Raw genomic sequence first — 17,677 nt, 5'->3', positions numbered from 1 at the left:
TGACAGGCACCTAAACAAATTTAAATATTCCGAATTATTTGGGTGCCTGGCACTATATTTTACAAGAAAGCAAGTTAGATTTTAGTAGATGATGCATTTTTCTTCATTGAAAAAACGCCGATACTCATACACATACATATAAGAACAACTGTCAAAACTAGGCTCCACCAATAATCAGACATCTCCATCGTGCCACGAATAAGCTGAACACCGTATAGTGGTAATTTCCAAGGTGATATAGTCCAAAACGTACCTACAAGTCCATCAATAATTTGACCAATAAAAATAATAATAAATGCAGCTGTTGCCGCAACAGTTGTTTTAAATGTAGCACTCATCATTAGCGTTAACGCTAAGACAAATAAAACCCATATAAAATACGTACCAATACTTGCTAAAAGGGTCGCAACTTCAAATGTTCCATACAGCACAACCGTATAGTACACACTTGCTGCAAATCCCGCTATTATACTGACAAAGCCAACTGCACTGATCACAATAAACTTACTTATAAAAAAAGAAGCAAATGAAATAGGTCGTACATACAATAAGGTTGCTGTTCCATTTGAACGTTCCTTACTAATAGCTCCTACAAAAGAAGCCATTAGCACTAGTAATCCAATTAATTGAAACTGGCTAATTGTAGCAAGTAACAAATCGGCTGGTACTAATTCTGGCATCAACATTTCAAAGCCTTCAGGCATATTGCCAACCGCCTCTAGTATATCCATCATATAATAGTTCGTTAGTGGTTCGCTCATACCTAAAAGTGCAAAAACAAGTGGAATCCATAAAAATTTTCTACTTCGCCACGCTTCTCGGAATTCCTTCTGAAGAAGTACGTTCATGCCACTCATACTCGTTTCGCCACCTTCATAAAAATTTCTTCGAGCGATGCTGTTTGACGTGCAACATTTCTCACTAAATACGGATAAGCAGTAAGGCTTTCAAGCAATTGCTGCATGCTTGGTTTATCTTCTTGAATGGCTACAGACACATAGCAACCATTGACTGTACATTTAAATGTAGATTGACTGACAAAATACTGCGCCTCTTCCACTGTGCTAAACTCTACTACATAATTTGGCTCGTCATAACGTTGGCGTACCTCACGTAATGTCCCTTGTTCGACAAGTTTGCCATCACGCAAAAATAATAACTGGTCCGTCATCTCTTCCGCATCATTTAAAATATGTGTGGAATATAAAATCGTCGTCTGTTGCTGTAAGCCTTTTAATAAATCAAGTACTTCCCTACGTCCAACAGGATCTAAAGCAGATACTGGTTCATCTAACAACAGTAGTTTAGGCTTATGGACAATTGCCTGGGAAATACCTAGCCGTTGTTTCATCCCACCGGAAAACGTTGCAATTTTTTTATGAAGATCATTTCCTAAGCCGACAAATTCTAATGTTTTTTGAGCTTCCTGCTTTGCCTTTTTAGCAGATACACCGCTTAACTTTGCAGCCATCTCCGTAAACTCTAATGCACTTAACCACGGCTGAAATTGTGGATATTGCGGTAAAAACCCAATATTTGCTCGTAAATCTCCCCCCACCATGTTTACACTACCGAAAGAGGGTCTTAATAAACCTGTTAACATGGATAAAGTTGTTGTCTTTCCTGCTCCATTTGGTCCGATTAACGCTGTAGAGGTATGCTCTTCTAAAACAAAATCAATGGCATCCACTACAGTTTTTTCGGCAAAACGCTTCGTCAACCCTGTTACCTGTAGTAATGTAGTCATGATTGTTTTCTCCCAACGATAAAATATGCTATTGGTCCAAGTAAATTAATAAATAATATTATCAATACCCATAAAATTTTCGGTCCATTCGTTGCATGAATTTTACTAAGATCAATTAATGCAACAATGACTAAAATAATTTGTACGCCGATTAGTGGCGCTATAATCGCCCAAGGGATATTTGCTAACTCCTCCATCATCCAAACCACCTCGCCTTTTGTTCTAATATCACTATAACAACTTTGTTATAATATGTATAGAACAATTTTTATCTTGCTTATAAATTTTGCACTAGGCGTTAAATCAAGAAAGACAGCTCTGGCAGAACTGTAACTTGTATATCTGACTTACCTACAAATTAGTCATACCGCAGTTACTTAAATTTATTAAAAATTATAAAAAGCCCACCATTTGAACATGGCAGGCCGCGTTTACATATAGATTTGTTTCGTAAGACGATAACATGTAGATGCTAAGGTTGATAGCACTACTTTTCATACAATTTCTTTAAAGCAGTAGCCATATTTGGGCGTATCTTTACTTGGGAACGAGCCTGTTTAACAGCTAACTCCGCTTCCTCCAAAGAATCGGCTAAGCCAAGTTCCATTAACACAGCCGTCGCAGCTACACCTGCTCGTCCACCTCCACTTCCACAATGGAAGTAAACCTTCTGTCCAGATACATAGGCAGCGACTATTTTTTTCGCTACTGTGTCAATAGACTGAGCTACTTGTGCTTCTTCATCAGCGATAGGCAGATGGTTGTAGTTATAGTGTGCTGCATGCTGTTCTAGTTCAGTTAATCCATTTACTCGAACATCAATGACAACGTCTACCTGCTCATTTGAAAAAGCAGCTTCAGCATCCTGTGCACCACCAAAAAATAATCGATCTTTCACTAACACATCATAGTTTTTTTCCATCCGATTCACGCTCCAAGCTGTTATTTCTCTAATAAATGTCCGATCTTATGAAGATAATTAGGTTGAACAGGTTCCGCCTTAATCGCTCGTTGTCTAAATACTTCTAGGAAAAACCAAGCTTTTTCATTACCTCCATTACTCGTTGTTTCAATGCTTCTAGGGAAAACCAATCTTCTTCGGTTTCATCAATTTCAACAACGCTAGATTGTACCCTCTCAATTGCTCGTTGTCTAAATACTTCTGGGGATACCCAATCTTCTTCTTCAAATTCATCAATTTGAGAAACTTCAATGCCTTCTAGGCCGTCTCCCCATGTAACTGTAGCTTTTACTTCCTCTAAAATTTCTATATATTGTTGATGTAATTCTTCTTTTTCTTGTTGACTTAACTCAGTTACAGGTGCTGTATCAATTTTTGTAATAAAGAATATAAAGGGGATACAAGCCAAGGCAAAAAGGATTGTGAACAATTTGTACGTTTTTAATCGACGTTTTTTTTCCATTCTATCCTACTCCTTATGATGTTCAGATGTCTCATAAAGAAATATTTTTTGATTTATGTTATGAAACTACACCAGTTGGACTGCAATAGAATTTTGTATTTAATGTATGATAAGTTGTTAAACCAACATACTTTAAACTTCCACCAATCGTAAATGCGTAAGTTGTGCCTCTATTAGTAATACGAGCATCTACTCCTGTACGGGTAAAAAAACCTCTTGAAGGAATAGTGCGTAAATTAGAATAGCCAGTTAATACTTGGCGACCATCAGAAAGCTGTGTTGTAAAAGTCGCAAATATTGTTATATCAATAGGAGTTGATTCATGTAACACTCTAACCTTACGTGATGCAGAAGTAGTAGACAATAGCGTTATGTTATTTGCAAGAGCCGCAACAGGGTTAGCTTGTGTCGCCCCAATTGCTCGCCGTTCGAATATTTTTTCTGAAAACCTATCTTCTTCGAATTCATAAAAAGGAATTTCAGGAATTTCAATTTCAACAACGCTAGATTGTACCCTCTCAATTGCTCGTTGTCTAAATACTTCTGGGGAAACCCAATCTTCTTCTTCAAATTCATCAATTGGAGAAACTTCAATGCCTTCTAGGCCTTCTCCCCATGTAACTGTAGCTTTTACTTCCTCTAAAATTTCTATATATTGTTGATATAATTCTTCTTTTTCTTGTTCCTGTTGACTTAACTCAGCTGCCGATGCGGTACTATTATTTGTAATAAAGAGAATACAGGCGAAAATAAAAAGAACTGTGAACAATTTGTACGATTTAATCAATGACTTTTTTTCCATTTTATCCTTCTCCTTATCTTTCGGAATAATTAAATAATACATCATTAGCAAAAGGCAAGAGCAAAAGAGAAAATTTATTTATACATTTTAATCGACTATTTTCTGCTACTCTATCCCCCTTCGCAGTTTTTTGAATAATTAAATAATATATTATTTATTTAGGGGCAGTCTAGTAAAAATGACAGAAAATATAGTATTTTTAAGCTATAATGTCAAAAAAGCTAAGTAAAAAACTACTTCATGGTCATGAACTTGAATAATATTTTGTATCTTGGAAGTTAGTATGCGGAAAGGAAATACACAGCTTTAGCTGCTACACTATTGTGTAAAAAAACTATCCGTTACATAAAAATAAAAGTACTTACGTTCTCATCCTGTTAGCTACTTGGACAATAGCATGTTCCTAAATAAACTACAAAAATAGTTTTGGCATATGTTAACTTAATAACTTTGTAAAAAAGAAAAAGATGTACCATAATCAGCACATCTTTTAATTAATATTTATTTATATAGACCTACACCCACTGTAACTCTTATTTCTCTAATAAATGTTTGATATCTTCATAATACGGTAATGCAGTTAACGCCCCTGGCTTTGTTGCTGCCATAGCACCTAAGCGATTACCAAAGCTCACACAACGAACTAGTTCTTCCTCAGTTGTTGGTAAACCGTTGTAATGGACATCGCGCAGAACGCCTGCCATAAATGCATCTCCCGCACCCGTAGTGTCCACTGGCACAACCTTCTCGGTCGGTACATGTATAACCTCACCGTTTAATACTGCATACGTGCCCTCTTCCCCTACTGTTACTAAAATAATCGGCACTAAATAACTGTTTAATTGTTCGATGCCTTCTTCTAAAGTAGTGGTCTCTGTTAAGAAAAATAACTCATCATCCGTGACTTTTAAAATATCTACATTTTCAAAGAAAGAAGTAATGGTCTCACGACAAATTTCTTCACTGCTCCAACGTAAAGGTCGAATGTTGGCATCCATTGCGATAATAGCACCTTTTTCCTTTGCCATATCAACAGCAGCACTAGTCGTTGCAAGTGCAGTTGGATGGAACATTGTGCCTGAGCACACAATGAGAGCAGAAGCATGTTTAAAGGCCGCCTCATTTAATTGTGTTGCTTCCACCTGTAAATCGGGTGTCTCATCGACATAATCTTTGAAAATTCGCTCACATGCTTCTGTTAAATGTACGTATACACCACTTACACGTTTTGCAGGGTTAAATACCGCAAAATCGAGGTTCACGCCTTCTTGTGCAAGACCATCTCGGACAAATTGTGAGCCTTCGTCATCTCCTGTAATCGTAATCAGCGCAGATGGAGCCCCGATACGGCTAATGCCTGCAGCCACATTTACCGTTGCGCCACCCATATATTTAGTAAAAGATGTATTCGTTACATCATCAGCAATATAGTCAATAAAAGCATCTCCATAGACTAAAATATAATCCTTATCTTCCTTTGTCATTGTAGTCCCCCCGAAAGTCTATTCATTCTAGATTAACATGAAAGTTGAATTCCAATAAAGTTTTAAACTTTCGGAAAAATAATGAAAGACATACATCATTTACGCCAGCACAACTTCTTTAGCTTACTTTGGCCATCCAAAGGAGGAAAACCCGCCCGTAAAGGCAACCAACAGCAGTGTTTTGTATATTTAATTTGAAACATTTTTCTGTTTTATTCTTCTAACGATTATATTTTTTTCCTTTCAGCAATGGCGACATCTACTGATAGTTCGTAAGACGAGGAATCACAGCGCCTGCAAGGGTTGTGCTAAGCGGAAAGCACCGACGGCAACGTCTATCCATAGCCATACTATTTGCTAAATATAAAGTAGCGAATATTTCAAAAGCTTGAGACATCATCTATCTTTGTTATACTTGCCTATAGAAAGGTAGGGATTTTAACAATGAGTATTACGATTCGACAAGCACAACCACAGGATGCCCGTGCCGTTGTGCCACTAATTATTGATGCGATTGGTGAGATTGCCAACCGTTTAACAGGTGAACAGACAGCTTCAATGGTTGAACAAGAACTAACAGTCCTCTTCAAACGTGAAGACAACAGACACTCTTATTTAAATACTTTTGTTGCTGTGGAAGGTGAACAAGTTTTAGGCATCCTTGTTTACTATAATGGTGAACAAGCCATTCAAATGGATGCCAATCTCGTAAAATGGCTTGAAGAGAAAAATGCTCCTTCAATCGCTATCGATCAAGAGGCGCATCAAGATGAATATTATATTGATACAGTTTGTGTAGCACCAGAGGCTCGTGGTAAAGGAATAGGTACACTATTAATCCAATTCGCCATTGAGCAAACAAAACAACGAGGTTTTACAAAATTATCACTGAATGTTGAAACGCAAAAAGAAGATGCTCGTCGCTTATATGAACGTATGGGCTTTGTGATTACTGAACCATGGTCCATCATAGACGAACCTTTCCATCATATGGTGAAACAGATTTAGGATGTGGATTAATTAAGCATGAAAACAAATGTATTATATCCTCTGTTGATAGTAATCGCTTCTAGTAGTTATGGCATTTTATCGACCATCGTGAAAGTAGCTATGTTGCATGGCTTTACATCATCAGAGGCGGTATCGAGTCAATACATCATTGGCTTTATACTTGTTTTAACAATTTTTATCTTCACCCAAAGAAAACTACCGAAACTTTCAAAACACGGACTATTTATATTAGTCAGCGCAGGGATTTTTACAGGTATTACAGGCATCGTTTACGGCGAGTCATTAAAATATTTACCTGCATCTCTAGCCGTCGTTATGCTTTTCCAATTTACTTGGATTGGTTTGCTGTTAGATTGCGTTATCCATAAGCGTCTGCCAAGTAGACCTGAAGTTATTTCGATACTGATTCTATTTGCGGGGACTATTTTGGCTGCCGGTGTATTGAATGTCGATTTAAGCGGTATTGCGATTCAAGGCTGGTTATTTGGGTTAGCTGCTGCATTTACCTTTGCCTGCTTTATCCAATTTAACTCTCGTCCCGTTGAAGGTGTTACAACGACATCAAGAGTTTTAATTGTTTCTTTTGTAGCACTAATTATAGTTAGTATTTTCCTCAGTCCTGAAATTGCATGGAATGGCAAATTATTTGCTGAAGGCTTATGGAAATATGGATTAGCACTTGGACTATTCGGTATAATCTTACCCATTTATTTATTTTCAATTGCAGTACCCAAAGTGGGTGGCGCACTGGCCTCTATTTTAAGTGCGATTGAACTACCTGTAGCTGTGACTGTTTCTGTTATCGTATTGCATGAATCACTCACTGTTTTACAAGTAATTGGCATTGCTTTAGTGATTATCGGCATGATGTTACCTAGTATGCTTGCCAATCGAAAATCACCCGTAAAAACTCCTTAAAAATGGATAAAACCATTTTTAAGGAGTTTTTAATTTTTACAATATACCGTTGAAAACAGTCAATTTTTTAAATTATGATAGTAGTAACGTTAGAATTTTTTAATTATTCTAACATTAATGTTTTATTTTAGTATTATACTGCACTATGTAAGCAACTCACTAAAGGAAGGGGAAGATGATTATGAAAAAAACACGTATTTTTGGATTTTTGCTTGTGTTGATGCTAATCGTTGTAGCTGCTTGTAGTAGCACTAACGATCAGGGTTCGACAAAAGATGCTGAAAAAGCAGATGGAAACACATCTCCGTCAGGTAAGCTGGTCATTTACACAGGGCGTGATGAAGAAATGGTGCAAGGCGTAATCGATCAGTTTAATGAGAAGTACCCGGACATTCAAGTGGAGTTTTTAACAATGGGGGCTCAACAAATATTAGAGCGTCTACGCGGTGAAAAAGCAAATCCTCAAGCAGATTTTTGGTGGGGTGGTACTCAATCCGCCTTAATGGTTGGAGCAAACGAGGATTTACTCCATGCATGGCAACCGAGCTTTATCGACACAATCGATGCAAACTATAAAGATACAGAAGGTCGCTGGTTCGGTGAAATGCTATTACCTGAAGTCATTATGATTAATAGTGACTTACTAACAAAAGAAACCGGTCCACAAGATTGGGATGATTTATTAGATCCGAAATGGCAGGACCAAATTTTAATTCGTGGGGTATTAGCGTCAGGAACTATGCGCACGATTTATTCATCCATGATTGTTCGTCAAGGTGCCGACACACCTGACAAAGGTTATGAATGGCTATTAAAATTAGATGCCAACACAAAAGAATATACGCAAGATCCTAATGCACTTTATTTAAAGCTTACACGTCAAGAAGGTAGTGTTTCATTATGGAATCTACAAGATATCCTATTGAAAAAGTATACAACAGATTATCCGTTTGATTACATCTATCCAAAGAGTGGTGCACCAATTTTAGTAGATGGTGTTGCGGTTGTTAACAAGGCAAAAAATTTAGAGAACGCAAAATTATTCGTTGAATTTTTATTTGAAAAAGAGATGGTTACCAAATTAGCGAACGACTATTACCAAATTCCAACACGCTCCGACATTGATCAAGCGACAATGCCAGAATGGTATCAGGAATTAGATTTAAAAACATTTGATATTGATTGGCAGTTAATGTCGGAAAAAGAGGCTGCATGGATGGAACACTGGGATACTAATATAAAAGGTAGAGGAAAGAAATAGAGCAACTCAGAAAACCCGTGCTGACTAAAGGTATCAAGAAGCCCCTCTTGATGCCTTTTATTAAAATTTAAGTACCTCATAAAATAATCTGTAATGAAACATAAAGTTATAATACTAGCATGGTCTAATTTTAGACTAATTTGTTTTTTCAGATTATTCAATTTATAATTATTATACTTAAAATCGAGGGAGGATTACCTATGATACTATTAAAAGTATTTTTAGAGGAATCGCTTTTCTGTCATTCGGATTTTAATTTCTATCCTTAAAATTGGCGATTTTATCAGTTAATTAAACAATTCCGCGTGACAGGCTAACGCAAATTGTATTTGGAATATAAATACAATATATATTGTATAATTAGGTGAAGAATCATGAATACATTTTACTCTTATTTGAAACTTCTTGTAAAAACTCTGCCTCTTTTTTGGGGTGCTTCGAAGTTTTATTCTATTATTTTGTTTGTTATTATTCCTTTTCAAGCTATATTACCATCTCTAACTCTATGGTTTTCGAAAGGATTAATCGATGCTATTTCTACTACCGATACCATCGTTTATTCTATCATTATTTTCTTTGTACTATCTTGGATAATCGTGTCATTTATTAATGCCATTTTAGGTCCTGTTGAAATGACCTTTCAAGGTTTAATAACGGATAGATTAATTGCCCAATTAAATAAAAGCTTGATGGATAAATCCTCAGAAATAAAGGGATTATACTACTTCGAAAATCCAGAATTTTATGATGATATACAAATACTTGAGCAAGAGGCTGCGTGGCGACCAGTAAATCTTATTGTTTTTACTTCGGGCATGATTAGTAGTGTACTAACAGGCATTTCAATGTTGGTGTTATTAACAAACTTTAATATTTTGATAGCAATCATTGTGTTTGTTGCGATTATTCCTCAGGCTATCGTTACCTATAAATTACAAAAAGAGGCATTTGAAACACTTGTCATAAATAGTCCTGAAGCTAGAAAGATGCAATATTACAGCTCAGTCATGCTATCAAAAGAACATATGAAAGAAGTGAAAATATATAATACTGCTGACTTCTTCATTAATAAATACATGTTAACGTTCGATAAAATCCATGCAGATATTAAAAAAATTAGATATAAGCAAACTTTCTTCTCAATAATATTTGTCGGAATTGGCATGATTGGGATTGGGTTGAGTTTTTGGTGGGTAGTCACTGGTGTACTAAATAATACATTTACCGCAGGAGATATAGTAATTTTCGCTTCATCAGTTTTACTCGCACGTCAAAGTTTGGCAAGTTTCATAGAAAATTCAAGCTTACTATATGACACGCTACTTTATATGGAAAAATACTTTAAATTTATCTCTTTAAGATCAGATATTTCATCAGGTGAAAAGCTACTATGTCTAGAACAAAATGAATTTACTATTCGGTTTAAAAATGTATCTTTTCATTACCCTAATTCCTCCAAGCCTATACTCCAGAATGTAAGTTTTACAATCAGCATGGGACAAAAGGTTGCATTAGTCGGCGAAAATGGTGCTGGGAAATCGACTATCGTTAAGCTGATTACAAGATTATACGAGCCAACCGAAGGAATCATTGAATTAAACGGCATTGATATTACCGAATATGAAATCGACGCATACCGCAAAATTATCGGTATAGTGTTCCAAGACTTTTCACGTTACCAGTTAACTTATAAAGAAAATATTTTAATTAGTGACACAGGGAATACTAATGATGATGGAATGTTAGCAATTGTTACCGAAAAAAGCGATCTTGTGGATTTGGTTGCAAGTTTTGATTATGGCTACGAGCAAGTTTTAAGTAAAAACTTTGATAATGGAACCGAACTTTCAGGTGGTGAATGGCAAAAGGTAGCAATTGCTAGAGCTTACTTCCGCAATGCAGCATTTCTTATTTTAGATGAACCTTCAGCGTCTCTTGACGCGAGAAGTGAGCATCAAATGATTGAATCATTAGCAGATCTCTCATCAACGAAAACATTACTATTAATAACGCATAAATTATCTGCTTTAAATATGGTGGATCGTATCATTGTATTGCAAGACGGACATATAGCAGAGGAAGGTTCGATGCAAGAACTGTTGACCAGCAAAGGCTATTTTGCGGAATTGTATCAACTACAGGCTAATAAGTATGTCAATTGGTGAAATCAATGCATAACTGTCTTTTCAAAATAGAAAGGAGCATTGCGTTTGAAAAATGTCAAAATCGAAAATGTCTCTAAGCAATTTGGGAAAGTGCAAGGTGTAAAAGATTTAAATCTCGAAATCAAAACGGGCGAATTCTTTACCTTCCTTGGGCCAAGTGGCTGTGGGAAAACGACGACATTGCGAATGATTGCAGGGTTTTATTATCCTACTGAAGGAAAAATTTTTTTCGATGATCGCGATGTGACATTACTTCAGCCAAATAAACGCAATATTGGTATGGTGTTTCAAAATTATGCGCTGTTTCCACACATGACAGTAGACGAAAATATTGCTTTTGGCTTACAAGTACGAAAGCTCTCTAAACAGGAAATAACACAAAAAGTTGACCGCATTCGAGGACTTGTACATTTAGGGCAATATGGCAGCAGGAAAATTAATGAATTATCTGGTGGTCAGCAGCAACGCGTTGCCCTAGCAAGAGCACTTGTGATTGAGCCTGATATTTTATTACTCGATGAACCGTTGTCGAATTTAGATGCAAAGTTACGTGAGGAAACGCGAATTGAAATTAAAAGAATTCAATCCGAGTTAGGTGTTACAACCATTTATGTAACACACGACCAAATGGAAGCGATGTCCATGTCGGACCGCATTATGGTGATGGACAATGGTTATGTAAAACAAATCGGCACACCTCAAGAAATTTATAATCGACCAGTAAACCGCTTCGTTGCCGATTTCATCGGGGAAACCAATTTAATCGAAGCGACAATCTTTGCGATTAACGCAGATGAAGTGCAAGTAAAAACAAAGCATGGACTTGTTCTAACTGGGCGAAAGCAACACAGCTCCCCTACTTTAACGCATATGATTGGAGACAACGTGTTTATTTCGATTCGTCCAGAGTCTGTCAATCTGGGCTCTGGAGAAAATACATTAACTGGAACAATCACATTTGTTGAATTTACAGGAATAAGTGTAAATTACATTGTCGATTTTATTGAATTCTCATTGAAAGTTATGATAATCAATAAAAATGTACAGCTAAAAAACATTGGCGAAAGCATTACTTTAAATATAGCGCATGAATCACTATATTTTTTAGGAGAATAGGAGGCAGACCACATGGAAAAACCACCTGTACATTCTTATCAAAGTAATGTTTGGACACGGCTAACGCAATCTAAATGGTTTGTCTATATTTTAATTTCACCTTTGTTTTTAGTATTGTTTGCTTATGTCATTTATCCTTTCTATCAAACTTTTCTTCAAAGTTTTTCAGGAGAGCACGCACTTAGTCATTATCAAAAGTTTTTTAGCCTTGCTAGCCCTGCTAATCTTGAGGCGCTATGGACTAGTTTATATATATCCATTATTAGCGTGATTTGCTGTGCACTTGTTGGTGTAACAATGGCATTTTTATTGGAACGCTATGAGTTTCCAGGAAGACGCATATTATCTATTTTAGTATTAGTGCCAATGGCTCTTCCACCGCTTGTTGGCGTACTCTCTTTTACATTCCTATACGGGGAGAGTGGCATTTTTCCACGCGCAATTCAGCATTTATTCGGCTTAAAGCAAGTACCCTTTTCTTTAAAAGGTATATGGGGTGTCATCGTTGTCCATACATTTACCATGTACACCTACTTCTATTTAACCGCTTCGGCTGCTATTAAAGGACTCGATCCATCATTAGAGGAAGCAGCAACTAGTTTAGGTGCAGGGCGTATTCGTGTATGGACAAAGGTTATTTTACCGATGTTGACACCTTCTATTATTGCATCTGCCTTGCTCGTCTTTATGGTATCAATGGCATCTTATACGGCACCATTAATGTTTGGTGTCGAACGAACGATGACCATGCAAATTTACTTATCACGGACAAATGGTAATTTAGAAATGGCCGCTACACAGTCAATGATTTTATCGTTTGTATCCATTTCATTTTTAATTGTTATGCGCTGGTACCAAAACCGTAGAAATTACCAAAATTTGAGTAAAGGCATTAGTGTTCATCGCTCAGAAGTATCTTCAAAATTCATGAAAATAATTGCTACAATAGCTTCTTTTGGCGGAACACTGATTTTAATTTTACCCATTTTAGTGCTGATTTTAATTTCCTTTTCAGTCGATGGTGCATGGAAAACCCAAATACTGCCCACCGACTACACCGTCGATCATTATGTGGCACTCTTTACTGATGAGCGAACGTGGAGACCTATTTGGAACTCCATCCAAATGGGTATTGTCGCAACGTTTGGTAATGTACTTTTTGGTGTCGCTGCAGCCTACGCGATGGTGCGTCTCAACTTTAAAGGGAAAACATTGCTCGATATTTTAATTATGGTTCCTTGGGCACTGCCTGGAACTGTTGTTGCTGTCAATTTAATTGCTGCCTTTAGCACTGAAAATATATTTGCCTTTAACCAGGTGCTGATTGGTACGTTTTGGATTTTACCGCTTGCTTATTTTATTAGACATTTACCACTTGTTTTCCGTTCAACATCAGCCTCTCTTGTGCAATTAGATCAGTCGATTGAGGAGGCGTCACGAAGCTTAGGTGCAAATTGGTGGTATACGTTTCGACGTATCGTCCTGCCGCTAACTTTTTCGGGCATATTAGCAGGAACATTACTAGCGCTTGTCCAAAGTTTAGGTGAATTCGTAGCTTCTATTCTTATTTATAGCACTTCTACGATTCCGCTATCTGTGGCTATATTTCAAAAATTATATGCCTTTAAATTTGGAACTGCTTGTGCCTATGGTGTTTTACAAATTTGCTTAATTTTAATAGTACTTATTATTTCGGAAAAGCTATCAAAGGGCAGTGCTGGCTCAGCCATATAACTGTTATTCTATTAGGAGGCCATTAATTATGTTTGAAGATTTCCGTAACAAAATTCAGCAAGAGGATGGAATAATTTTTCCTTCGAATATTTACCGGAAAATTGTATTGCAACCGGCTTATGATGAAGCAAAGAAAAATTTTTTAACGATTATGCTTCAAATTAATATTGCCCATTTAAAAATGCTAGAAGAACAAGGACTTGTAAAAAAAGAAGAAGCGAAGCAAATTGCTTTGGCACTGAAAAAACTAGATTTGAACTATTATCGAATAGAAGATTACAGCCCGCAATACGAAGATTTATTTTTCCGCATTGAAAATAAATTAATTGAACTTGCTGGTGATGTTGCCGGAAATCTTCATATCGGTAGAAGTCGGAATGATATGGGGATTGCCATTTATCGAATGACATTGCGCAAAAAATTATTAATGCTTATGGGAGAATTGCTTAAATTACGCGGTGATTTAATTGCAGCTGCCGAGGAGCATATTGATACGATAATGATTGGCTATACACATACGCAACAAGCTCAACCGACCACTTTTGCCCATTATTTAAAAGCTGTTATTGATCAGCTAGATCGTGATTTTGAGCGCATGCAGCATTGCTATAAAACGATAAATCGGAGCAGTATGGGGGCAGCCGCCTTAACGACAACAGGCTTTAACATTAGTCGTGAGCGTATGCGAGACTTATTAGCTTTTGACGATATTATTGAAAATGCATGGGATGCGGTTGCTGGAGCTGATTATATTGCTGAAACAGCAAGTATTGTGCAACTTGCGGCACTGAATCTTGGCCGTACATCACAAGACTTTTTACTATGGGCTACGCAGGAATTCAACGCCTTTACACTTGCAAGTCCATACGTTCAAATAAGCTCTATTATGCCTCAAAAGCGAAACCCTGTGTCCATTGAGCATACGCGCTCATTACTATCTGCGGTTGTTGGAGATGCAAGTACAGTGCTACAAATGGTACATAATACACCGTTTGGTGATATTGTTGATACAGAGGACGATATGCAACCGTATTTATGGCGAGCGATGGATCGATTAATAGGTATATATAAATTATTTGGCTCGCTTGTTGTCACAATGGATGTCAACAAGAAAAAGCTTCGAAACCGTGCAGAAAATAGCTTTGCCAATGTAACAGAACTTGCTGATACGTTAGTGCGTTCGGAAGGTATTTCATTTCGCCAAGCCCATAGTATCGTAAGTAAATGTATTAAAGTATTGCTTGCTCACGGTGAAGAATCATTGGCAAGTCTTACGTGGGGATTAGCCAATACACAAGCCAAATTGGTTACTGGCAAACCGTTAGTTATTTCTGAAGAAGATTTCTATCATACTTTAAAACCCGAGTTCTTCGTAAATGTCCGAACATTACTAGGTGGCCCCTCCTCTGAAACGATGCGGGCTTCGATCGAACGTTCGAAGGCACAAGCCAATACCTTACTTGAGTGGATTCAACAGAAAGAATTAGCTATTACAGAGGCGGAGAAGCAATTAATTTTGTTTATAGAGGAATGGGATCAATGAATAAATGGCTACTAATAATAGACGGTGGTGCAACTAAAACGGCATGTGCCATCGTACATGCCGAGTCAGGTGAAATTCAATATACAACAACAATGGGCGGATCCAATTATCAGGCGATCGGCATAGAGTCTGCAACAGAAATACTACGAGCGTTATTAAGCAAAGCTCGTGTATTTTTGCAGGACCAAGCTATCTCTAAAATCGCCGTCGCCACGTTTGCTATGGCTGGAATTGATTCACCAAAGGATCATCAAAATGTGACCGCAATGGTTCATGAGGCAATTACAGCGGAACAGCTAGATATCCATACGTTAATCGTCGAAAATGATGCACAAGCTACTTTATTAGGTGTCACTGAAGGACAAGCAGGTGCGCTACTAATCGCAGGAACAGGGGCTATTGCCTATGCATTCGATGGGCAACAAATTGCCCGCACTGGTGGTTGGGGCCATCGTGCGGGCGATGAAGGAAGTGGCTATTGGCTTGGGCAGGAAGTCATACGTGCCATTTTTCGGATGGAAGATGGCCGAGGGGAAGCGACGCTATTAAAAGATGCTGTTTATAACTATTTACGTATTCAGGATGTCACCGAGCTCGCAGCATGGTTATTCCGCCCTTCTTATACAAATGCACAATTAGCCAAAATGGGGGCATTTTTGGCCGATGCCGTTGCCAAAAAAGATACATGTGCTATTCAAATATCCACTCAGGCAGCCCATGAATTAGTGCTCCTTGCTTGTGCGGTACTTAAAAAAATCAGTTATCAAGGCCAACCATTTAACTTTTATTGTAATGGGGGTGCTATAAAACATAACCCTCTGATTTTAAAAATATTTTCACAAGAAATGACTTCAATGTATCCGAAAATTAATGTTTCCTTATGTCAACATCAGCCAATATCTTATATTATCAATCGTTCAAAAAGGGCGTATGACAATTTGTAATATCCCACGCCCCCAAGTGTCGACGAAGAGGCTGGGACATAACAACAGCGCAGCAAAAAGGTGTTAGATTGACTACCATCAATCTAACACCTTTCTCTTTTATCCCAGTCTCTTTGTTATATTTTAGCCTTTTAATAGCTTGAACAAAATATGATTGAAGTAAAGAGTGGCATCCTACTGTAAACTGCGTAGCCAGCAACAGTAATGACTGCATTTAAATTATAGTTGCATTTTCTTTAGTTCATTCGTCATGAAATATAAATAACCGTCCTTAATAAATAAATCCTTCGTGTCTTCCTTATTCAGCAGTTGTTCGCCACTTCCATCGGGGCGAATTTTCGTTAAATAAGCACCATGTGAATAATTACTAAAGTATAGCCATCCATCTGCATAAACGATATATTGTGCACGCGTTTTCGTGACACGCTGTGCTTTGCCTGTAGTCATATCAAGCACATATAATCTATTGTCATCAGAAATACTGCTATAGAATAGTTGATTTCCTACCTGTGCAGCAAAATCAATATCTTGATAATAGCTATAAGCGGTACTTGTTGCTTTCGGATAATCGTCTGCTATCCATGTGTGATCGCGTGCCATCGTGCGATCATCCACTAAAAAGTATTGATATCTTATAGCCCCTTTACGATCAGGCACCGGATCATTCCACGTTGTATCAAGATGATACCATTGACCGTCGAGTTTTACTAAATTCCAAGCATGGTCTTCTTGACCGACATAACCCACAATATATTTTGTCTCGAAACCAAGTTTTTGCAACATTGAGTGTGCTAATAACGCATAGCCCTGACAAACACCACCATGCTCGGCCAGCACCGTATAGGCACTATGTGGGCTTGACTTTGTTTGCTCAGTGTAAGCTGTATTGGCTACTATATAATCATTTACTGCTTTAATCTTTTCTACATCGGTTTTCGCGTTTTTAGCAATCGTAGCAACGATTTCTTGCGCATTCATCTCTACATAAGCCGCTTGCTCCGGTGTCATTAAATAGCTTTGTTCTCCAAAAATCTTAGCTGTTTTTTTACCATATTCAAAGCGTATGGAATGCTTACTAATATGACCATAGACATAATCGTCTCGTTTAATGGCACTATCATAAGCCTCCTCCACAATTTTCTCGATTCGTTGCGTACTTCCTTTATATTGAATTTCAAAGCTAGGCGAAAAACTACTATAGTAGGCGTACATTGCATCCGCCATTTCCTTCGCATTAGTGACAACAAGCTTTGTTTCAGGCTGCTTTACAACTGGAGCAGTGACCGCTAGCTCTTGGTTCTTTACATCTTCAGGGTTGGCTGTTTGAATTGAGGCATCTTCTGAAAATTTGGTGGTAACATCAACAATTTTTTCTTTTGTTGCTAGTAGCATCGTTTCGATGTCATCATTATTTGCCCAAGTTACGACTTGCTTAACTGTCGCTTTACCCGCTGTATAGATTGGTTCCATAAAAACGATAAATATTACTATAATCGCTAGCTTCTTCCACAAAAATCTTCACCTCACA

Annotated in this window: 16 protein-coding genes; 8 read left to right on the top strand and 8 right to left on the bottom strand. The window is 37.4% G+C overall.

Annotation, left to right across the window (positions count from 1 at the left end; all coding sequences use genetic code 11):
* Positions 1 to 74: 74 nt before the first annotated feature.
* From LO754_RS00740 to LO754_RS00710, 7 genes are all read right to left on the bottom strand, one after another.
* Positions 75 to 857: a DUF2705 family protein gene (locus LO754_RS00740; protein WP_231785383.1), complete on the bottom strand. Its 783-nt coding sequence runs from the start codon at positions 855 to 857 to the stop codon at positions 75 to 77.
* Positions 854 to 1,747 carry an ABC transporter ATP-binding protein gene (locus LO754_RS00735; RefSeq protein ID WP_229388204.1) on the bottom strand — a complete coding sequence of 298 codons (894 nt, stop codon included), beginning with the start codon at positions 1,745 to 1,747 and terminating at the stop codon, positions 854 to 856. The genes LO754_RS00740 and LO754_RS00735 overlap by 4 nt, the downstream gene beginning before the upstream one ends.
* Positions 1,744 to 1,947: a PLDc N-terminal domain-containing protein gene (locus LO754_RS00730; RefSeq protein ID WP_029747045.1), complete on the bottom strand. Its 204-nt coding sequence runs from the start codon at positions 1,945 to 1,947 to the stop codon at positions 1,744 to 1,746. Before LO754_RS00730 ends, LO754_RS00735 begins: the two co-directional genes overlap by 4 nt.
* A 287-nt stretch (positions 1,948 to 2,234) precedes the next feature.
* On the bottom strand, positions 2,235 to 2,669 hold the full coding sequence (locus LO754_RS00725; protein ID WP_231785382.1) for a dual specificity protein phosphatase family protein: 435 nt from the start codon (positions 2,667 to 2,669) through the stop codon (positions 2,235 to 2,237).
* 103 nt (positions 2,670 to 2,772) lie between these two features.
* Positions 2,773 to 3,171 carry a hypothetical protein gene (locus LO754_RS00720; protein ID WP_024360793.1) on the bottom strand — a complete coding sequence of 133 codons (399 nt, stop codon included), beginning with the start codon at positions 3,169 to 3,171 and terminating at the stop codon, positions 2,773 to 2,775.
* A 58-nt stretch (positions 3,172 to 3,229) separates the two neighbouring features.
* Positions 3,230 to 3,973: a hypothetical protein gene (locus LO754_RS00715; protein ID WP_231785381.1), complete on the bottom strand. Its 744-nt coding sequence runs from the start codon at positions 3,971 to 3,973 to the stop codon at positions 3,230 to 3,232.
* A gap of 533 nt (positions 3,974 to 4,506) precedes the next feature.
* Positions 4,507 to 5,457, bottom strand: coding sequence for a carbohydrate kinase family protein (locus tag LO754_RS00710; RefSeq protein ID WP_231785380.1), 951 nt, complete (start codon positions 5,455 to 5,457; stop codon positions 4,507 to 4,509).
* 444 nt (positions 5,458 to 5,901) lie between these two features.
* Between LO754_RS00710 and LO754_RS00705 the strand changes: the two genes are divergently transcribed.
* The 8 genes from LO754_RS00705 (at position 5,902) to LO754_RS00670 (ending at position 16,149) form a co-directional block, all read left to right on the top strand.
* Positions 5,902 to 6,465 (top strand): GNAT family N-acetyltransferase, encoded by a 564-nt coding sequence (locus LO754_RS00705; RefSeq protein WP_024360796.1) that lies wholly within the window; start codon positions 5,902 to 5,904, stop codon positions 6,463 to 6,465.
* A gap of 18 nt (positions 6,466 to 6,483) precedes the next feature.
* Positions 6,484 to 7,386, top strand: coding sequence for an EamA family transporter (locus LO754_RS00700; protein WP_025218354.1), 903 nt, complete (start codon positions 6,484 to 6,486; stop codon positions 7,384 to 7,386).
* Positions 7,387 to 7,567: 181 nt separating this feature from the next.
* Positions 7,568 to 8,647 carry an extracellular solute-binding protein gene (locus LO754_RS00695; RefSeq protein WP_229388194.1) on the top strand — a complete coding sequence of 360 codons (1,080 nt, stop codon included), beginning with the start codon at positions 7,568 to 7,570 and terminating at the stop codon, positions 8,645 to 8,647.
* A 374-nt stretch (positions 8,648 to 9,021) separates the two neighbouring features.
* A complete protein-coding gene (locus tag LO754_RS00690; RefSeq protein ID WP_231785379.1) occupies positions 9,022 to 10,812 on the top strand; it encodes an ABC transporter ATP-binding protein in 1,791 nt (596 codons plus the stop codon).
* A gap of 45 nt (positions 10,813 to 10,857) precedes the next feature.
* Positions 10,858 to 11,928 carry an ABC transporter ATP-binding protein gene (locus LO754_RS00685; RefSeq protein ID WP_231785378.1) on the top strand — a complete coding sequence of 357 codons (1,071 nt, stop codon included), beginning with the start codon at positions 10,858 to 10,860 and terminating at the stop codon, positions 11,926 to 11,928.
* A 12-nt stretch (positions 11,929 to 11,940) separates the two neighbouring features.
* Positions 11,941 to 13,662 carry an ABC transporter permease gene (locus tag LO754_RS00680; RefSeq protein WP_231785377.1) on the top strand — a complete coding sequence of 574 codons (1,722 nt, stop codon included), beginning with the start codon at positions 11,941 to 11,943 and terminating at the stop codon, positions 13,660 to 13,662.
* 28 nt (positions 13,663 to 13,690) lie between these two features.
* On the top strand, positions 13,691 to 15,205 hold the full coding sequence (gene argH, locus LO754_RS00675) for an argininosuccinate lyase (protein ID WP_231785376.1): 1,515 nt from the start codon (positions 13,691 to 13,693) through the stop codon (positions 15,203 to 15,205).
* Positions 15,202 to 16,149, top strand: coding sequence for an N-acetylglucosamine kinase (locus LO754_RS00670; protein ID WP_229388185.1), 948 nt, complete (start codon positions 15,202 to 15,204; stop codon positions 16,147 to 16,149). Before argH ends, LO754_RS00670 begins: the two co-directional genes overlap by 4 nt.
* A 219-nt stretch (positions 16,150 to 16,368) precedes the next feature.
* On the opposite strand, the gene LO754_RS00665 is transcribed toward LO754_RS00670, so the two are convergent.
* A complete protein-coding gene (locus LO754_RS00665) occupies positions 16,369 to 17,661 on the bottom strand; it encodes a transglutaminase domain-containing protein (RefSeq protein ID WP_231785375.1) in 1,293 nt (430 codons plus the stop codon).
* Positions 17,662 to 17,677 lie beyond the last annotated feature (16 nt).

Source organism: Lysinibacillus sp. GJ-1 (assembly GCF_021166035.1).
GTDB lineage: Bacteria > Bacillota > Bacilli > Bacillales_A > Planococcaceae > Lysinibacillus > Lysinibacillus sphaericus.
This window is presented reverse-complemented; position numbering and strand designations above follow the sequence as displayed.